Origin of the sequence: Methanoculleus frigidifontis (assembly GCF_030464345.1) — an archaeon.
GTDB lineage: Archaea > Halobacteriota > Methanomicrobia > Methanomicrobiales > Methanoculleaceae > Methanoculleus_A > Methanoculleus_A frigidifontis.
This window is the reverse complement of record NZ_VCYH01000013.1, coordinates 31,732-49,907: the sequence shown is the minus strand read 5'-3', so window position 1 is coordinate 49,907 and position 18,176 is coordinate 31,732. Positions and strand designations below refer to the sequence as shown.

General features: G+C 64.8%; 17 protein-coding genes and 1 tRNA gene. 7 read left to right on the top strand and 11 right to left on the bottom strand.

Features of this window, described 5'->3' with window-relative positions:
- Positions 1 to 121: 121 nt before the first annotated feature.
- From FGU65_RS14725 to FGU65_RS14715, 3 genes are read right to left on the bottom strand one after another with little or no spacing between them, the layout of a single operon-like run.
- Positions 122 to 1,768 (bottom strand): radical SAM protein, encoded by a 1,647-nt coding sequence (locus FGU65_RS14725; protein ID WP_301665262.1) that lies wholly within the window; start codon positions 1,766 to 1,768, stop codon positions 122 to 124.
- On the bottom strand, positions 1,758 to 2,378 hold the full coding sequence (locus FGU65_RS14720) for a 6-hydroxymethylpterin diphosphokinase MptE-like protein (RefSeq protein WP_301665261.1): 621 nt from the start codon (positions 2,376 to 2,378) through the stop codon (positions 1,758 to 1,760). The genes FGU65_RS14725 and FGU65_RS14720 overlap by 11 nt, the downstream gene beginning before the upstream one ends.
- Entirely contained in the window at positions 2,368 to 3,834 is a 1,467-nt protein-coding gene (locus tag FGU65_RS14715; protein ID WP_301665260.1) for a DHH family phosphoesterase, read from the bottom strand. The genes FGU65_RS14720 and FGU65_RS14715 overlap by 11 nt, the downstream gene beginning before the upstream one ends.
- A gap of 113 nt (positions 3,835 to 3,947) precedes the next feature.
- Here FGU65_RS14715 and FGU65_RS14710 point away from each other — a divergent pair.
- Positions 3,948 to 4,020, top strand: a tRNA-Lys gene (locus FGU65_RS14710).
- Positions 4,021 to 4,283: 263 nt separating this feature from the next.
- On the opposite strand, the gene FGU65_RS14705 is transcribed toward FGU65_RS14710, so the two are convergent.
- The 4 genes from FGU65_RS14705 to FGU65_RS14690 are packed head-to-tail and all read right to left on the bottom strand — an operon-like array spanning position 4,284 to position 7,680.
- On the bottom strand, positions 4,284 to 5,228 hold the full coding sequence (locus FGU65_RS14705) for a radical SAM protein (RefSeq protein ID WP_301665259.1): 945 nt from the start codon (positions 5,226 to 5,228) through the stop codon (positions 4,284 to 4,286).
- Positions 5,225 to 6,124, bottom strand: coding sequence for an NAD(P)/FAD-dependent oxidoreductase (locus tag FGU65_RS14700; RefSeq protein ID WP_301665258.1), 900 nt, complete (start codon positions 6,122 to 6,124; stop codon positions 5,225 to 5,227). Before FGU65_RS14700 ends, FGU65_RS14705 begins: the two co-directional genes overlap by 4 nt.
- Positions 6,105 to 6,770, bottom strand: a complete 666-nt coding sequence (locus FGU65_RS14695; RefSeq protein ID WP_301665257.1) for an isochorismatase family protein — start codon at positions 6,768 to 6,770, stop codon at positions 6,105 to 6,107. The genes FGU65_RS14700 and FGU65_RS14695 overlap by 20 nt, the downstream gene beginning before the upstream one ends.
- Before the next feature lie 22 nt (positions 6,771 to 6,792).
- Positions 6,793 to 7,680 (bottom strand): ABC transporter ATP-binding protein, encoded by an 888-nt coding sequence (locus FGU65_RS14690; RefSeq protein ID WP_301665256.1) that lies wholly within the window; start codon positions 7,678 to 7,680, stop codon positions 6,793 to 6,795.
- A gap of 81 nt (positions 7,681 to 7,761) precedes the next feature.
- Here FGU65_RS14690 and FGU65_RS14685 point away from each other — a divergent pair, with 81 nt between their 5' ends.
- The 4 genes from FGU65_RS14685 (at position 7,762) to FGU65_RS14670 (ending at position 12,855) form a co-directional block, all read left to right on the top strand.
- Positions 7,762 to 9,564: an ABC transporter permease gene (locus FGU65_RS14685; protein ID WP_301665255.1), complete on the top strand. Its 1,803-nt coding sequence runs from the start codon at positions 7,762 to 7,764 to the stop codon at positions 9,562 to 9,564.
- Positions 9,561 to 10,643, top strand: coding sequence for an ABC transporter permease (locus FGU65_RS14680; protein ID WP_301665254.1), 1,083 nt, complete (start codon positions 9,561 to 9,563; stop codon positions 10,641 to 10,643). The genes FGU65_RS14685 and FGU65_RS14680 overlap by 4 nt, the downstream gene beginning before the upstream one ends.
- Before the next feature lie 171 nt (positions 10,644 to 10,814).
- Positions 10,815 to 11,492, top strand: a complete 678-nt coding sequence (locus tag FGU65_RS14675; protein ID WP_301665253.1) for a hypothetical protein — start codon at positions 10,815 to 10,817, stop codon at positions 11,490 to 11,492.
- A 49-nt stretch (positions 11,493 to 11,541) separates the two neighbouring features.
- Positions 11,542 to 12,855 (top strand): methyl-coenzyme M reductase glutamine C-methyltransferase, encoded by a 1,314-nt coding sequence (locus FGU65_RS14670; protein ID WP_301665252.1) that lies wholly within the window; start codon positions 11,542 to 11,544, stop codon positions 12,853 to 12,855.
- A gap of 4 nt (positions 12,856 to 12,859) precedes the next feature.
- Here the strand turns inward: FGU65_RS14670 and FGU65_RS14665 are convergent, their stop codons facing one another.
- Together FGU65_RS14665 and FGU65_RS14660 are read right to left on the bottom strand one after the other, a co-directional pair.
- Positions 12,860 to 13,468 carry a cyclase family protein gene (locus tag FGU65_RS14665; RefSeq protein ID WP_301665251.1) on the bottom strand — a complete coding sequence of 203 codons (609 nt, stop codon included), beginning with the start codon at positions 13,466 to 13,468 and terminating at the stop codon, positions 12,860 to 12,862.
- A 30-nt stretch (positions 13,469 to 13,498) separates the two neighbouring features.
- Entirely contained in the window at positions 13,499 to 14,581 is a 1,083-nt protein-coding gene (locus tag FGU65_RS14660) for a helix-hairpin-helix domain-containing protein (RefSeq protein ID WP_301665250.1), read from the bottom strand.
- Between the two features lie 177 nt (positions 14,582 to 14,758).
- On the opposite strand from FGU65_RS14660, the gene kamA reads away from it, so the two are divergent.
- Together kamA and ablB are read left to right on the top strand one after the other, a co-directional pair.
- On the top strand, positions 14,759 to 16,075 hold the full coding sequence (kamA, locus tag FGU65_RS14655; protein ID WP_301665249.1) for a lysine 2,3-aminomutase: 1,317 nt from the start codon (positions 14,759 to 14,761) through the stop codon (positions 16,073 to 16,075).
- Positions 16,059 to 16,898 carry a putative beta-lysine N-acetyltransferase gene (ablB, locus tag FGU65_RS14650; protein WP_301665248.1) on the top strand — a complete coding sequence of 280 codons (840 nt, stop codon included), beginning with the start codon at positions 16,059 to 16,061 and terminating at the stop codon, positions 16,896 to 16,898. The genes kamA and ablB overlap by 17 nt, the downstream gene beginning before the upstream one ends.
- Positions 16,899 to 16,900: 2 nt before the next feature.
- On the opposite strand, the gene FGU65_RS14645 is transcribed toward ablB, so the two are convergent.
- Together FGU65_RS14645 and FGU65_RS14640 are read right to left on the bottom strand one after the other, a co-directional pair.
- Positions 16,901 to 17,395 carry a flavodoxin family protein gene (locus tag FGU65_RS14645; RefSeq protein WP_301665247.1) on the bottom strand — a complete coding sequence of 165 codons (495 nt, stop codon included), beginning with the start codon at positions 17,393 to 17,395 and terminating at the stop codon, positions 16,901 to 16,903.
- A gap of 114 nt (positions 17,396 to 17,509) precedes the next feature.
- Positions 17,510 to 18,166, bottom strand: a complete 657-nt coding sequence (locus FGU65_RS14640) for a DUF2795 domain-containing protein (protein WP_301665246.1) — start codon at positions 18,164 to 18,166, stop codon at positions 17,510 to 17,512.
- Positions 18,167 to 18,176: the final 10 nt, after the last annotated feature.

Below are 18,176 nucleotides of genomic sequence, written 5' to 3'. Positions count from 1 at the left end.
GGGGCCTGCCCCCTCCCCTGATACCCCTCCCCCGTTGCGATTGCCCCTACGGTCCGGAGGATCGGGATTTGGGGAGGCGGCCTCCAGTTACAAAGGCCTGAAAAATCATCCTGCCAATCGACTAAAACACCAGCATATCATCTATCGGCGTCGCTCCGGCGATCGTGCGGAACTCCCCGATATTTTTGAACGGCCGTCGGGCCGCTATCTGCGCCGCCCGTTTCTTCCCGATGCCCGGTATCCAGCGGAGCGCACTCATCGGCAGGGTGTTGACCGGCACCGGCGACGGGAGGGCGGTGAGCGACCGCATCCCGAAGTCGACGACGACCGCATCGAGCACGCTTCGTGTCGGAAGGGTCAGCGGGATCCCGACCAGGATGGGATACGACCCCAGCTGCCGCCCGAAGGACGGGTTTCCCGACGCCTCGACGATCACTTCCGAAAGAGTCGTGCCGACCGGGAAGACGCGGCGGAGCATCGGTTCGTCGAACGTTCCCCGCGTCCACTCCTTGAACGCCCGAAACTCTTTATCATGCTGCCCGAGGGTGTTTGCCTCGTAGGCGGCCGTCCCCTCAAACGGCATCACCTGCCGGATGTTCACCCGCCGCACGAGGAGCCCGGCGTCGAGCACCCGCGCAAGGAACGCCCGGTTGGCGTCGAAGGTCGCCGGCGTCTCCCCCGCAAGCCCGATCACGAAGTTCAGCCCCGGCAGCAGTTCCGGAACACCGTTCCGGCGGACTCGTCCGACCTCGTTGACGATCTCGATCGCCCGGAAGACGTCGTCCGGCTGCGCTTTCAGGTTGTTCGCCGCGACGACCGCCGGATCCGCCGTCTCCATCCCGAACGCCGCGACGTCGCCCGGGGTGTGGCCGCGGACGATCGCTTCGAGGGCGGCACGGGCGGCGTCAGGGTGGCGGGCGATCGTCCCCGGGTTGATGTTGTCGATATGGAGCGTCCGCAAGGCCGGCGCCGCCTCCCGGATGCCGGTGAAGAGCTCCTCGAGAACGTCCGGGCGGGGCGTCGGGAACTCGCCGCCGCCGCCAGTACCGTAGGCGAGGAGGTCGGGCTGGCGGCCGAGCCGGAAGTGGCGGGCGCCGGCGGCGTGGAGCGCCGCGACCTCGGCGACGACCCCCTCGATCGAGCGGTACTGCGGCAGCCCGTAGAACGGCTCGGTGCAGAAGGAGCAGCCCCCGGTGACGGCGCGGGAGCACCCGGTGGCCGTCTCGAGCTCGCAGATAACGTAGGGGAAGGCCGGGTGCTCCGCAACGATCCCGCTCCCCGCCGCCATCCAGGGGTCGAGCCGGGCGTAGTCGACGGTGCCGGCAGGCTCGCGGCCGCGGAGCCAGGCGTCGAGCGCAACCGCAGGGTGGCCGCTGAGGGTGACGTCGAACCCGGCGATCGCCTGCCGGATTGCCTTCTTCCCGCCCTCCGGGGCGTAGCCGAAGGTGATCGGGCCGCCGATCGCCGTCGTCGGTTTCCGCAGCAGGGTGCCGAGCTGCTGGATCTCGGTGAGGCTCGCCGGGGTGCCGCCGATGTATGTGCCCGGGACGGTGATGCCCGCTATCATGACGACGAGCCGCGCCTCGCCGAGGGCGAGCGTCCGCCCGGGGTCGGCACGGAGCTGGTCGATGGTGACGTAGCCCGGCCGGTAGCCGTGTTCGGTGAGGGCGCCTGCGACCGAGCGGATATAGGGGGAGATGTAGGGCGAGACGCCGAGACAGGCGGGTTCGTCGACGTAGGCGTCGACGATGACTGCGTCAGAGGTCATGGCCGATCAGGTGCAGGAGCCTGCGTGCCCAGAAGAGTTTTCCCCGTTTGACCGGGTCGACCGACCGGTCGTCGAGGTCAAAGCCGATGATCCTGACCTCCTTCGCCCCGAGGTCTTCGGCGGCAAAGACGGCACGGTCGCCGTCGGTGAACCCGCCGAAGTTGTGGACGCGGGGGAGCGGAGATGCCTGGGTGGTGCGGACGAGCGGGCCCGGAAACCGGGGCACCCAGTGGCGGAGGAGCGGGATGTTGTCGCCGTGGGCGTGCACCACCATGACTGTCCCCGCCCGGTTCACGTCGATGAAGATGTCGGTTGCGCCGTCGAGGTCGGTGAAGATCGCGTCGGGGTGGATGCCGTGATTGTGGAGCACTTCTGCGGCGGCGTCGGCGGCGAAGACCATGCCCTCTACCCGGTCGAGCTCGCCGGCAAGTCCGGGCGCGTTCCCGCAGACCGTCACGGTCCTGCCGCTGCAGAGCGAGCGGAGCAGATCGATATCGTCCCGGTCCGCGAGATCCGCAAGGATGCGGGCCGCCTCTTCGTCGTCCGTGCGCTCGAAGCAGAAATAGTCGAGAATTGCGGTGTAGTGCGGCTCCCAATCCTCAAATTTCATCTTTATCCTCGCCGTCCAGGCCGACCAGGTTGGTGAACTGCTTCAGGACGGGGTCGATGATGAGCTGGAGCAGCTCCTCTTTGTCCTTCACCATCGTGAAGTAGTTTAAGGGGATACTCGCCGCCGCCATGGTCGCGTGCCCTCCGGCCTCGCCGATCGTTCCGAACGCCTCGCCCATGACGTTGCCGAGGTGGAGGCGGATGTCCTTGTTCCGGCCGGAGATGATGATCTGCTGGTCGCCGATGCCGTAGACGATCGCCGTGTTCACCCCTTCGAGCTGGATCAGGAGGTCGGCCGCCTGGGGGAGCGCATCGCGGTTCCGGACGTAGCCGACGTTCGAGAAGAGGTAGCCGCTCTTGATCTTCCGGTTCCGGACGGCGGTCCCCAGGATATCGAGCGTCTCCTGCGACATGGAGGGGGAGGTGATCTTGCCGAGCAGGTCCGAGTCGGTCAGGGGCAGGAGGAACGCGGCGTAGCTCAGGTCCTGCGGGGTGACGTTCCGCTTGAAGTCCCGGGTGTCGGCCCTGATGCCGTAGAGAAGGGCGGTGGCCACGGTCTTGCTCACCGGGATGTCCAGTTCCATCAGGTACTGGGTCATGATGCTGGCCGTCGCGCCGACACCCGGCCTGATATCGATGAAGTCGGCGATGGCGCTCGGCGGTTCGCCGTTCTTGTGGTGGTCGACGATGATATTGACCCGGGTGCTACGAGAGAGCTCGTTGTTGACACCGGGAGCGGCCGAGTCGACGAGTGCCAGGTAGTCGCACTCTCCGAGGACCTGGGGCGTGAGCCGCTCCATCTTGATCTCGAGAAGGTTGATGAACGCCCGGTTCTCCTGGTGCCCGATATTCCCCTCGTAGAGGATCCGGCAGGCGAGCTTATTGTGGCTGGCGTGGCGTGCGATCATCGAGAGCGCCATGGCGCTCGAGATGGCGTCGGGGTCGGGGTTGATGTGGGTCACGATCCCGAGTGTCCCTTCCCACCCTGCAAGGAGGTCGTAGAGCCGCATCGCGAGCCGGGACGAGTGGAGCTTTCTGATGTGGTGGATGGCCGTCTTTGCGACGACTTCCTGGGGGTAGAGGACGATGTCCGCCCCTTCCTCCTGCAGCATATCGACGCTCACCGGGTCGACCGCACGGGCGATCACATAGGTGGCGGGGTACCGGTTCTTGACGCTTCGAAGAGCTGCTATGTTGGCGTCCTTGTCGTTGCTTAAAATAAAGGCGATTTCCGGCACCGGCAGTCCGTCGAGGAGGTGGGGGTCGCGGATGTCCCGGACGAGCGCCTCGTACTTCCTGTCGCGGAGGTCTTCGACCCTTTTTTCGTCGCCGTCGACGATGATGAGGTCTTCATTCTCCTGGACAAGTTCTTCGGCGACGTTATATCCCGTGCTCCCGCACCCGAGTATGATATATTTGATTCGCTCTTTCGATACGTTCTGAACCGCCTCAGGCATGCGTACAATGGTGTAACTTCTCATCTTATTAAGGGATACGATGAGGCCGATTTTCGGGAGGAATCCGGAAGATTTATTTCCGCTCCCGTTCTATTCTGTTAAGTCAAGTGAATGGGCCTGTAGCTTAGTTGGCAGAGCGACGGACTCTTAATCCGTAGGCCAGGGGTTCAAGTCCCTTCAGGCCCGTATTCTTTCCTTGCACGCTTCTGATCTCTGCACTGCTCTGTTTTTCTGCCGTTGTGATGCATGGAGAGCCCCGCCCGGGTAAAGCCCGTTCTTCTCATGGAGCGGGTGCTTCGGAGACGGTCGGAGGTTCATCGGCATATGGGCGTCTGTGCGGTGGTCGCCGGAGGTCAGGTATATGCCGATCCTATTTAAAGTATGCTCATCGCGGCAATTTCCCCAAAAAAGTGCTCCATGAGGTTACCTCACCGATTCCCCTCGCCGGGTCAGAGAAGCGTCTCCTGCGAGATGTCATAGGTATATCCGGTCTTCAGCGGCTGCTGTGATCGCTGATGGGTGAGCACGTACTGGCCGCAGTTACTCCCGATAGCGTTCTCTTCACGTTCCCCGATACTGACGATGACCTCGAAACCGGCTGCTTTCAGGTCATGCACCCGTTTGTACTCTGTCTTGTCCGGCCGGATATAGGACGAGAGATTGTTCCTGATCGCGGCATACGTCGGATTGATCGGAGTGATCTTGATCAGGAAGATCTCCGGAGAAAAATGCCGCAGCAGAATGTCCGGGTCTATCGGTGCCCCCTCTGCGAGGGCAAAATTCAGCACGATCTTTCGATCTCCTTCTTCATGGAAAAGCTCTCCGTAGCGAGCCATCCGGGATACGTCCCAGGTCCGGATCGGTACCAGTGTTCTCCTGACCTGCTCGTCGGTGGTGTGCAGAGAGAACTGGAGCTGGAATCTGCCGCGGTAGTGTCTTTCCTTCACAGCGAGCAGGTCTTCGAAGAACCGATCCGTTCCGTGCGGAGCGACCGTTGACAGGGACGGGATGAGGCCGGGCGCTCTGTAGCGCCGGGGAAGAACTTCGAGTACGTCGATGACCGCCGGGTTGAAGGCCGGTTCGCCCATCCGTGCGAACTGGATCTTGAATTTTTTCGCAGGAACGGTGCCGTCGGGGTACCGTTTCCTGACGAGGTGGTCGATCTGGAAGAGGAGCTCTTCGGCCGTGAGCTTCCCGTGGTATTCCGTCCCTGCGTCGCAGAAGGAGCACCCGACGGGGCATCCGTGCAGCGTCGAGACGATCAGCACCCACTTCTCCTCGCGCGAAAGCGGGGGCTGAACGGATTCCACGCACTCGATCCTCCTCCCTGCCGCGGTTCCCATGATGTATACCCTCGCGATATCGTCGCATCCCGTCTGGGCCAGCACTCTCATTCCCTGTCACCTCTCAGCCTTCGGTCAAGTTCCATTGCGGCTCTCATCCCCGTTCCCGCGGCGACGGCGGTCTGCCGGAAGACGCCGGCCGTCGCGTCTCCGACGATCCATATCCGTCTCTCCGCCCGCAGCGCGTCCAGATTATATTTCAGGTCTTCACTCATAAAGTCGAGAGCCGGTTCCCTGCCGATGGCGGTGAGAAGGTAGTCGGCTTCACAGTCCCGGATATATTCCCCCGTCCTGCACCGGAGGACGAGTCCCCTGCCCCCGCGCGTTACCGCTTCGATCCGGGTATCGTCCAGGCAGGTGATGCGTGCACAAGCCCGCGCACGTTCACGGAGCAGCGGGAGGCACCGTGTCCGTCTGCTCCGGTTGACGATCACGACGTCGTTTGCGCGGGAGAGGTGCAGGGCGTAGTCGAACGCAGCGTCTCCTCCGCCGAGGACGGCGACGGTGCTTTCGCGCAGATCCCGGAGCGGAATGATGCCCGAGACGATCCGGTGTTCTGCATCCCGAGAGACGTCCGCGCCCTCCCATCGCCGCGGCTTCGTCCCCGGCGCTACGATGACGTTCGATGCCCGGTAGACGTCTCCCGCCGTCTCGATCACAAACTCCGCGCCCGTATAATCGAGCCGGAGAACTTCGCCCATGACGAGGCGGACGCCGAGCCGTTCCAGGTGGCTCGCCAGGCGATCGGCGAGTGCAAAGCCGGGTATTCCGTCCGGAAACCCGGGGTAGTTCTCGACGTTGTTCGCCTCGCGGATCAGGCCGCCGGGCGTTCCTTTCTCGAAGACGAGCGGACGATGGCCGGATCGCTGCAGCTGGACCGCGGCCGCGATCCCGGCGGGGCCGGCCCCGATGACGGCCACCCGCTCACTATCCCGTGCCTGCTTCATGCACCAGCTCCAGAAGTTCGGAGACGAGCAGGGGAACCGCAAATCCGTGTGCGAGGGTGCAGAGCGACGCCCGGTGCAGTTCCGCCGTATACGTAGCCGTCCCGTCGACGGGAAAGAGGACGGAGAACCCCCGCACGAACGCGGACCGTGCGGTCGTCTCGCAGCAGAGGTGGGTCATGACGCCGGCGACCGCAACCTGCTCGACGCCGGAGTCGCGGAGCATCGCCTCGAGGCTCGTTCCGTAGAATGCATCGTACTGCGACTTCACCACGACCGGGAACTCCCGGCGGTCGAGGCCGGGCGCGAGGTCTGCCGCACCGGCCTCATCGGTGATCATCCCTCTCCACCAGACGGCCATGCTGCCGGCGTCCGCGGGCGTGTTGACGTGCCGCGTGAAGATCACCTGCCCGCCTGCGCGGGCGAACCCGTCGATCAGGGCGCGAATCTTCGGCAGGATCGCGCGGCTGCCCGGGACGTATGCATGCGATCCCTCATCCAGGAAGTAGCGCTGCATGTCGATGACGAGCAGTGCCGAGCGCTCAGGGGTGCATCGGACGGGATGGCGGTTCCGGAGGTGGATGACGCCCCCGAGCATCTCTCCGGCAATGGCATCGATCGTTTCGGGGGTGAAATACTCCTCTTTCACTTGAACCGCCCATATTTGCGTTTTACTTCCCGATCTTCACCAGCATCTCTTCGAGCGTCGGGTACTGCGACTCGATCCGCTCGATCGCGGCGCCTTCGGCGGTGAGCGTGGCGGTGATCCGGTTCAGCTCCTCGACCGTCCGTGCCGTCGCCAGGTACAGCCCGTCGTGCTCGGTGTGCGCGACCTCGGTCGTAAAGGGTGCGCCGTCCGGGACGATGAAGTGGATCTGGTAGGTGATCGAACCGAACATCTCGCGCAGGTCGTGCATGCTGCCCGAGGCGACGGTCTTTCCCCGCCGCAGGATCATCACGGCGTCGCAGACCTCCTCGACCTGGTAGAGGTTGTGGCCCGAGAAGAGGACCGTCTTGCCCTGCGAGCGCAGGTCTCTGATATAGTCGATGACGAACCGGGAGGTCATGGGGTCGAGCCCGGAGGTCGGCTCGTCGTAGATGAGGAGCGCCGGGTCGTGGATCAGCGACCGCGCTATCGCGACTTTGCGCTTCATCCCCTTCGAGAGCTCCCCGAGCTTCTTGCCCTCTGCGTCGAGGGCGAGCGAGTCGAGGAGTTCGTCCCGCCGCCTCCGGATGGCCGCCGCATCCATGCCGTAGATCTCGCCGAAGAAGGAGAGGTAGGCGTCAACGGTCATCGTCTCGTAGAGGCGGGACTCTTCGGGGAGGTAGCCGAGCTGCCGCTTCAGGTCGATCGGCCGGCGGACCACGTCGATGCCGTCGACGGTAAGCGTCCCGGAGGTCGGGCGGATCAGGCCCGCCAGGATCTTGAGAAGCGTGGTCTTCCCGGCGCCGTTGTGGCCGATGATCCCGAGGATGGCGCCGTCCTCAAGGTCGAAGGAGATGCCGTCGAGGGCGGGGAAGTCGTTGTAGTACTTGACCAGGTCGCGAGCGCGTATCATCGTATCACCCCTTTTTTACCAAATGCATAATATAGATTACTGTAAACAGACATCACTCCTCTGGAGCCGAGCGGGATAATCATGAGTCACCTTTCCTCCGTCCTGACAATAGCCGTATGGGAGCTGAAGAAGTCGATGACTTCCATGGGCAGGAACGTGCTGCCCCTGGCGGTCGGGCTTCTGATCCTGCTCGTCCTGGTGACCGGGTTTGCCGCAGAGCAGGGGATCCATCTCCAGGACGGGATGTACCGGCTCGGCGTCGACGATCCGGACGTCGCCCGGATCGTCGCCGGCGACGACCGGTTCACGGTCTTCCAGGACTCTGCCCCCGGCCTCTGGCAGAACCGCTACGCCTATGACGTCATCGTGATCGGCGGCGAGGTCTACGCCGCCGACGACGGGAAGGGGCGGTCCGCGCTCAAGGCGCTGGAGCGCGACTATTCCGGCTACGTCTCATGGGTGGCGACCGGCCAGCCCGACCTCTTCGCCGCCTACCCGCTCTGGATCAATATGGAATACGTCCAGAGCGAACTCGACTTCGCGGCCACAGAGAGCGGCCGGCAGGTCGGGGCTCCCCCGCGGTCAGCATCGCCTCCGGTGCCCGAAGGCCCGGTGGCGGCGATGACGCCCCCCTCGTCCGCCGTCGCGTTCTCGCCCGACGATCTCCGCCGGCACCTGGCGACCGATACCGCGGATACCCCTTTCACCCGCTACACCGATATCCTCACCGCCGATACCGGGATGGAGACCTTCAAGACCCCGTCGCAGCTCTCGCCGCCGCTCCCCTTCGACTCGATCATCCTCATCTTCGTCTTCATCTTCCCGCTCTACTTCACCGCCCAGTTCTTCATGATGAGCATCATGAACGAGCGGCTCGGCCGCGTCGGCGAGGCCCTCCTCTCGACGCCCGTCCGGCCGGGGGCGATCCTGCTCGGCAAATCCCTGCCGTACCTCGCTATCATGCTGCTGATCGCCGCCGTCATCACCCTGATGAACGGTGCGTCGCTGCTGATCCTCCTCCCGCTCTTTCCGGTGATCCTTTTCTTCATGGCAAGCGCCCTGATCATCGGGATGGCGGCACGCAGCTTCAAGGAGCTCAGTTTCCTCTCGATCTTCTTCTCGACCCTGGTCACCTCATACCTCTTCTTCCCGACGGTCTTTGCGAATGTCCACATCGTCAGCATCATCTCCCCGCTCACCCTGGTCGTGCTGCAGCTGCAGGGCGACGGGTTCACCGCCGCCGAGTACCTCTACTCGACCTCCCTCTTCTTCGCAACCAGCCTCGTCCTCTTCTACGCGGGGGTGACGAACTTCACCGAAGAACGGCTCTTTTCGCAGGAACGCCTGCTGCCGCGGCTGATGGAGTTTGTGGCAAGCGGCATCTCCGCGAGCCGCCCGCTCCTCTCCCTCGGTCTCCTTGCCGCCTTCTCGGTGCCGTTCGTCTTCATGGTGCAGATGATGTGCCTCGTCCTCTTCTTCAACATGCCGATGCCCCTCTCCCTGATCCTGCTCATCGGGGCGTCGGCGTTCATCGAGGAGTTCGCCAAGTCGATAGGGCTCTATGCCCTCGTCCGGAGCCGGCCGGGCTTCCTGACGGTCAAAAATCTTGTGGCCGGTGCGCTCCTGATCGCGCTCGGATTCCTCGTCGGTGAGAAGGTTCTGCTGCTCGCGACGCTCTCACAGATCACCGAGTCGGTCTTCGGCGAGATCCTCTTCCTCTCGCTCCAGGTGCTCTGGATGCCGCTCCTCCTCCACTTCGCCGGGGTGCTGATCGTTGCCCTCTACCTGAAGATCGGGGGCAGCCGCTTCTGGGGCGTCGGGCTCCTGACCGCGACGATGGTGCACGCCGCATATAACCTCTACTTCATGGGAGGCCTTCTATGAACGGACGGAATATCGGCATCATTGCCAGAAAAGAGTTCTCCGGGCTGTATGCGGAGAAGACGATCCTCTTTGCCGTGCTGCTGCAGCTCTTCATCGCCATGTTCTCGTCGTTCCTGCTGGTCGGGCTTGCCAGCATGTACGACCCCGAGACGATGGCCGGCTACTCGACGGTCGAGTACGCCGTCGGCTACGCCGGGGAGGACTCGCCCCTTGTGGCGGAGTTTGCAAAACGGGACGACCTCCGGCTCTACCGCGTCGACCTTGCCGAGGGCGTCGCCGCCCTGAAGGAGCGGAAACTCGCGGCGGTCGTCTACGCTCCCGATACGCCGCCGGATGCTGCCGAGCCGGTCAAGCTCACGCTCTACCTCCTGCAGAACGACCTGCAGTCGAGCCTCATCAACGTGAAGATGAAGGACGTTCTCCTCGGCTACGAGGCGGAGCTCCGCGAGGTCCGCTCCGATCGGCTGGAGTCGTTCCCGGTCCGGCTGAACTTCCCGGAGGGGATCGGCGGGACCGACTTCTTCGAGTTCGTGTACGGCCTCCTAATCCCGCTGCTCGTCTTCATGCCGGCGATCATCTCGGCGGCGCTGATCATCGATCTCATCACCGAGGAGTACCAGCGCCAGACGCTCGAGACCCTCCTTTCGACGCCGGTCACCTTCCTGGAGATGATCTGGGGCAAGATCCTGGTCTGCGAGGTGCTGATACCCCTGCAGGCGGGGATCTGGCTCGTCCTGCTGGCGGCGAACGGGATCGCCATCGACCACGCACCCGAGATCCTCCTCCACGTCGCGGCGGGCGGCCTTGGGCTGATCCTCCTCGGGACGCTCGTGGCGCTCCATTACCGGGAGCGCACCAGTGCACAGTTCGTCTTCTCGACAGCGCTGGTGGTGGTCGTCCTCTTCGCCATGGCGGTGCCCTACAATCCGCTCAACCTGATCGTCCGGCTTTCGGTGGATACCGCAGGGGCGGCTCACTGGGTGATGCTCGGCATCGTCCTGCTGGCGACAGGGCTGCTTGCCTGGGCGACGACCGCCTACGCCCGCCGCGTGGCGGATCTCCAGCAGACCGGCGGATGAAAGCAGAACTTTCATAGACCGCACAAACGTGCGAAAACGATCCGGCTCCGCCGCTGCCTTCCCGCAAGATGCCGTTACCTTTGCTTTTACCCCGAACCGGTGCCGCATTGCCGCGGATTTTGCTGTCCGGGAAAAGATTATATTCTGGATCGGGCTATGCAGCCCTGATCAATGCACCGGCAGCAATACCTCAAGACCTTCTGTGCAGTCTGCGGAGAGCAGTGCCGCTTCTCACATCCGGGGCAGGCCGGCGCGGTCGGTTCCCGCGACCTCGATACCCGGCCGTCCGACCCCCTCCGGTCGACGATCTACGCCTGGGTGCAGCGCTGCCCGGCCTGCGGCTACGCCGCTCCCGACGTCGGGAAGCGGGTCCCGGGTGCGGCCGAGACCGTCCGGCTCCCCCGCTACCGGGAGCAGCTCGGGAACCGCACCTTCCCGGACCTGGCGAATACGTTCCTCTGCTGGTCGCTCATCCAGGAGGATGCCGGAAAGCGCGGCCGGGCTGCATGGGCGTGCATTCACGCGGCCTGGGTCTGTGACGATCAGGAAAACGACGTCGCCGCCCGGCTCTGCCGGAAGCGTGCCGCCGCGCTCATGAAGCAGGCCCGGCGCGAGGGCGACCTGCTTGCGACGCAGGACGGCGGCGACGATGCCATCCTGGTCGACCTCCTGCGGCGTGCCGGGAAACTCCGTGACGCCCGCACGACGGCGGAGGAGGCACTGACGCGGCATCCCGAACCGCTCATCGCCGACATCCTCGGCTACCAGAAACGGCTGATCGAGCGGGCCGATCGGGGCTGCCACAGCATCGACGAGGTGCGGCGGCTGCGGGGGCTCTCTCCGCGGTGACGCCGCCGGATGGTTACCCTTTGTATACCTTGACCCGCTGATATCTATCATGCATATTGGAATCGTCTCCCCGGGCATCTACACCTACGGTGCCATGCTGATCGGCGGCGTCCTCCGTGCTGCAGGCCACGAGGTGGCCATCAGCAGGGCGGCGGAGGCGTCCGCGGGCGAGGTTCTGCTGCTCAGCCTCTTCTCGACGCAGCATCTCCTCGATCCGGCTATCCGCGATCTCGTGCGGACGCACCGGGCATCGGGCGGCGTCGTCTACGTTGGCGGGCCGGTCTCTGCGGCGCCGGAGATGGTGATCGGCGAGCTTGCGCCCGACGCGGTCGTGGTCGGCGAGGGGGAAGAGACGATCCTCCGCCTCGTCGACGAGGGCGTCTCGCCGGGGCTCCCCGGGATCGCATACCGTGACGACGATACGGTGGTCGTGACCGATCCGGCGCCCCCGGCATCGCTTGACCGGCCGCTCCCACTCATCCCGCCCGATATCGGAAGCCAGAGCATCCGCGGAGCGAGCGCCTACATCGAGACGCACCGGGGCTGCATCGGGGGCTGCACCTTCTGCCAGGTGCCCCGGTTCTTCGGCCGCACGATCCGGAGCCGCAGCCTCGACGACGTCATCGCCGAGGTGAAGGCCTTCAAGGAGATGGGGGCGACCCGCCTCTCGGTCAGCGGCGGCACGGGCTCGCTCTACGCCTCCCGCGACGGCACCGTCAACGCCGGGGCGTTCGTCGAGCTCCTCGCCCGGATGGCCGAGGTGATGGGGCCGCGGAACATCTCGTCGCCGGACATCCGGGTCGACTGCATCACCGATGAGGTGCTCGAGGCGATCCGGCGGTACACCATTGGCTGGGTCTTCTTCGGGGTCGAGTCCGGGAGCGACCGGGTTCTGCGGCTGATGGGGAAGGGCGCGAAGGTGCGGCAGGTGGAGGACGCGGTCGCCGCGTGCCGGGAGCACGGGCTGAAAGTTGCAGGAAGTTTCATCGTCGGCTACCCCGGCGAGACCGAAAAAGACTACGAAAAGACGAAAGACCTGATCGCGTCCCTCTGCCTCGACGACGTCTTCGTGAGCAGCGCCGAGCCCATCCCGAGGACACCGCTCGCCGACCTGGTGCTCACGACGCCCCGGGAGAAGAACCCGGCGTTTGTGCCGCATACCGGCGAGTACCGGCCGCTGCACCTGACCGAGAGCGAAGCACGCTGCTTCGACCTGATGATGCACGCCGATATGTTCCGGCCGCAGATGCGGCTCGTCACCGACGAGGTCTACAACACCTACCTCGGCGAAGCGCGGACGCAAGGTGCGGACATCCGGGCGGCGACCGGGCTCCTCTTCCGCTACTACGGCACACGGGAGTAAGGCCTCACTCCTCTTCCCTGCAGAGCACCACCCGCGCCGGCGACCCGTCGAGGCCGGCGAGCGGGAGCGGCAGGGCGAGCAGGGTGTACTCCCCCTCCGCCGCCGCTGCAAGGTCGAGCATCTCGATGATAGCGCAGCCGCTCCCCAGGAGCGCGCGGTGCACCGCCCCGTCGCACGGGATGGCCTCGATCGACGGGGTGTCGATCCCGACGCAGGCAACACCCTCCCGGACGAGGAGCCGGGCGGCGTCGGTGTCGAGGTGCGCAAAATCGGGGCTGAAGGGGTCGGCCATGGCGTACCCGGTCTTCAGGAGAAGGCGGCGGGCGCCGCATAGCCGCCCCTCCAGGTCTTCGGACGTGATCGCGCCCGCGACCCCGCCGAGGTCGAGCACCCGGCAGGGGCCGACGAGGTGGTCGAGGGGAAGGGCGTCGACGACCGCTCCGCCTTCCAGGTAGTGCGCCGGGGCGTCGATATGGGTGCCGCCGTGGGTGGAGAGGAGGACGTCGCTGATACGGTACTGCCCGGTATCCCGCTGCCGGAAGACCGGCTGCGTCACGCCGGGTATGGCGGGCATGCCGGGCGCAAGGGGCCTGGTCACATCGATGATCTGCATAGAGATCCTTCGCCTCCCCGGGTTAAATAGTCAGACCGGTAGAAGGGTCTGCACCGTCCGCTCCCGCGGGAAGGCGAGGTAGCCTGCCGCCCACCGCGTCCGGATGCCGATCGCTTTTAAGTCGCGGAGACTTTCGAAGTGCCGTGTCTTTCGCTCCCGCAGGATCCGGTCGGCGCCGGCCGGCCCGATCCCCGGCACCCGCAGAAGGTCGTACCGCGACGCGGTGTTGACGTCCACGACCCCCATCCCCTCCGCGAGGATCACCTTCGGGTCGCGGTTGGCGAGGCTGCCCGCCGCATCGAAGATCCGGTCGAGTTCACCCGGATCGATCCGGTATTCCCGGAGGAGGTGGTCAAGCTGGTACCACCGGTGTGCCCGCCATGCCGGTGTGTCGGGCTGGTCGGCAAGCGGCGTTCCTGCAAGCGCCCGGAAGGCCGAGTAGTAGATCCGCGTCGGCCTGACCCGCCGGTACTGCTCCTGCACGCAGGCAAAGATCTCCCGGTCGGTCTCGTCGGCGACCCCGACGACGAGCTGCGTCGTGTGGCGGTCCGGCATGGCCTCGGCCACCCAGTCCTGGCGCTTTTTGATGTCGATCCGGTAGTCCTTCACGCCGGCGACGCTGCCGAGCCGATCCGCCGAGGGTGCCTCGATGTTGATGCTGATCCGGTCCGCCACCCGGGCGGCGTCGCGGATGTCGGACCTGGCGGCGCCCGGCAGCACCTTCAGGTGCAGGTAGCCGGCATACCCGGCCCGCCGGAGACGCTCGCCGGTCTCCACGATGTCGTGCATCACCGTATCCACGTCCCGGGCAATCCCTGAGCTCAGAAAAAGCCCGTCCGCCATCCCTTCGCGGTGCAGGCGGAGGAACGTCTCCGCAAGTTCGGCCGGCGTAAACGAGAACCCCTCGCGTGCCACCCGGATAGGGCAGTAGGCGCAGTCGTAGGCGCAGTCCCCGTGCATCAGCACCCGGAGCATCCGGCCGCAGCCGCCGCGGCGCGGGGCATACGTGATGCAGGGCGCTTCGGTGAGGTACTGCATGCACTCGCCCGGGGAGCAGACGTCGTATCTGCCCGCCGATGTCAGGTTCCGGAGTTTCTGTTCGCGCAGGGACATAATGCACGTACCTCCGCGCCGGAGATGATAAGAGCACGATGTGCAGGGCGAAAGTGAGTGCCCCTCCGTGCCAAAATGCCTCTTTGGAGAACGGTTTCGCCAATCCGGCTCTTTATAAAGGATATCCAAACCCATTATATATTCTTGGCGATATACGTAAGACCCGAGGAGGAACCTATGGTTATTTTTTCACCGAATCAACAGGCTATTGCCAACAGGATCGATGCCGACACCGCGATCGACCGGTGGAAGGACTGGCGGTGGCAGGTCAAGCACGCCGTCACCGATATCTCCACGTTCGAGCGGCTGCTCGGCATCGAATTCCCGGAGGACGAGCGCGAAGCCCTGGAAGAGACGATCCGGAAGTTCCCCCTTCGGATTACGCCCTACTATCTCTCCCTGATCGACGCGGACGACTACTGGAACGACCCCGTCTTTATGCAGTGCTTCCCGCAGCCTGCGGAGCTGCAGGTCGAAGCCTGCGACATGGCCGACCCGCTCGCGGAAGACACCGACAGCCCGGCGCCCTGCATCACCCACCGCTACCCGGACCGGGTGCTCTTCCTGGTCAGCAACGTCTGCGCCATGTACTGCCGCCACTGCACCCGGAAGCGCCGGGTCGGCGACGTCGACTCGATCCCGGACGAGGCCGAGATCCTCGCAGGGATCGCGTATATCCGGGAGAACCCCTGCATCCGCGACGTTCTCCTCTCCGGCGGCGACCCGTTCATGCTCTCGGACAGCCGGCTCGACTGGATCCTCACCGAGCTAGCGGACATCCCGCACGTCGAGGTGGTGCGGATCGGCACCCGGACACCGGTTGTCCTTCCCTACCGGATCACCGAGAAGTTCACCGCGATGCTGAAGAAGCATCACCCCCTCTGGGTGAACACGCACTTCAACCACCCGGCGGAGATCACCGCGTCCTCGCGTGAGGCGCTCCGCCGGCTCGCCGATGCCGGCATTCCGCTCGGCAACCAGTCGGTGCTCCTCGCCGGGGTGAACGACTGCCCGCGGATCATGAAGACGCTGATGCACAAACTCGTCCAGAACCGTGTCCGGCCCTACTACCTCTACCAGTGCGATCTCTCCGAGGGGCTCGCCCACTTCCGGACGCCGGTCTCGAAGGGGATCGAGATCATCGAAAATCTCATCGGCCACACGAGCGGGTTTGCGGTCCCGACCTACGTCATCGACGCCCCGGGCGGCGGCGGGAAGATCCCGGTGATGCCCAATTACCTCATCTCCTGGTCGACCAACAAGGTCGTTCTCCGGAACTACGAGGGCGTGATCACGACCTACCAGGAGCCCGACTCCTACGAGCCGGTCTACTGCGACCGGAAGTGCGACACCTGCCGCCTGCAGCTGAAGCTCGACGACGCCGACGAGTCCAAAGCGGTCGGCATTGCCCGCCTCCTCTCAAACGACGAGTCTATCTCGCTGGTCCCCGAGAACACGGAACGGTTCGACCGGAGACATGACGACGACGACTGATACGGTTACGACCCTCGGCGGCAGCACGGTGCAGCACGGGCCGCTGAACGACCGCATCTACCTGATGCACCTCGATGCGGGCGATCTTCCCGGGCTCCCCGACCGGCTCGACGCCCTCGCGGAGGAGAAGGGCTACGGGAAGATCTTTGCGAAGGTTCCGGCGTCGGCGCAGGGCCTCTTCGCCGCCCGCGGCTACGTCACGGAGGCCTGCGTGCCGCGGTTCTTCCAGGGGCGGGAGGACGGCTGCTTTCTGGCAAAGTACTTCGACCCTGCCCGGAGACTGGCCGAGGCGGGGCTCGGCGACGTGCTCGCCGCCGCACGAAAGAAGGCCGCCTGCGATCCGCCCGCCGATCTCCCGGAGGGTTTCTCCTCTTCGCCGGCGACGCCGGCGGACGCTCCGGCGATCGCAGGCCTGTACCGTGAGGTCTTTGCAACCTACCCGTTCCCGATCCACGACCCCGCGTACATCGCCCGGACGATGGAGGAGAACTTCCGCTACGTCTGTGTCCGCTCGCACGACCGGATCGTTGCGGTCTCCTCATCCGAGATGGATGCGGAGGCGGAGAACGTCGAGATGACCGACTTCGCCACCCATCCGGCCTTCCGCGGTTACGGTTTCGCCGCCCGACTCCTCGCGGTGATGGAGAACGCGATGCAGGATGCGGGGATGAAGACGGCGTTCACGATCTGCCGCGCCGCGTCCTACCCGGTCAACATCACCTTCGCCCGGGCGGGCTACGCCTACGCCGGAACCCTGGTGAAGAACACCAACATCTGCGGCTCCTTCGAGAGCATGAACGTCTGGTACAAACCCCTGGCGTGATGTTACGGCATCGGGGCGGCGGCCGCGGCGCGGTGGATCGTCGCTGCGAATTCGGCGATCTTCTCGCCGATTCTGCCGGCCTCGACGTCGTCCTCCAGGGTGTAGGCAGAGGAGACGTACTGCATCCCTTTCTCCTCGAGTTTCCTTCTGACGATAGCAATGGCGTTCTCTGCTCCCGACCCTTTCATCTCCACGATGACCGAGAACGGTTTGCCCGCAGCGTTCGAAACTTCGGCGATGTACTCGGTGATGTAGGGCGGCACCTTCTGCGCCCAGACCGGGCTCGCGATGACGAGGTGGTCGACATCGGTAAGGTCGGTTCTGGCTGGGCGTATGGCGGCCTTCATCCCGAGTCCCGCCCGCATGACCTTCCCGAACATCCCCGACTCAGATACGGGTTCGATCTTCTCGAGTTCTCCGTCGATCCGCCCGGCAAGTTCCCGCGCCACGGTTTCGGTGTGGCCCTGCCAGGAGTAGTATACAATGAGTATGCCCATCACGCGTCACCTCACGGAGCATGGTGTCGTCCCGGTACATAAGCGTGCCCGGCCGGCAGAGGGCGGGGCCGTGGTGGAGGAGCACTCGGTCAAAAAACAGTGGTGGGGTTGTGGTTACATCACGTCGCCGAGAGCCTTGCTCAGATCGGCCGCGCTGGTGAACTGCCGATCCTGCATCCTGTTCAGGACGTCGATGACGTCATCGGGTGCTTTGTTCTTCTTTGCCTGGCTGATGACGTCCTGTTTGCCGGCCGGGTAGTCCATGCCCTTGAGGAACTTCTGCACCTCGGCCGCACTGACGGCGGTTTTGGTGCTCACCGCCGCCTCGCCGCCCATGTGGCTGACCCGTTCGCGGGTCTCCTGGGATGCCGCCTGCAGACCCCGCTCCTCGTGCGGCGCCGCGCCGCCTGCGTGTGCTACGCGTTCGCGGGTCTCCTGGGATGCCGCCTGTAGGCCGCGCTTCTCGTGGGGCGCCTCGCCGCCGGCCCGTGCCACGCGTTCGCGTGTCTCCTCCGATGCGGCCGCGAGGCCGATATCTTCACCCCGGGATGCCCCGGTGGACTCGACATGCCCCTTGCTCATCGCCTTGCTGATGTCGATCGGCGAGTTGAACGTCGTGTCCGGAAGATTGCTGATGGTGTCGATGATATCCTTGCTAGCGTTGTTCTTCTTCGCCCGACTGAGCAGGTCTTTCCTGCTTGCAGGATAATCGACGCCGGAGAGATACTTCTCTACCGTAGCCGGATTTGTCTTAAACGTTGCCTTTGCCATTGTTCTCGAC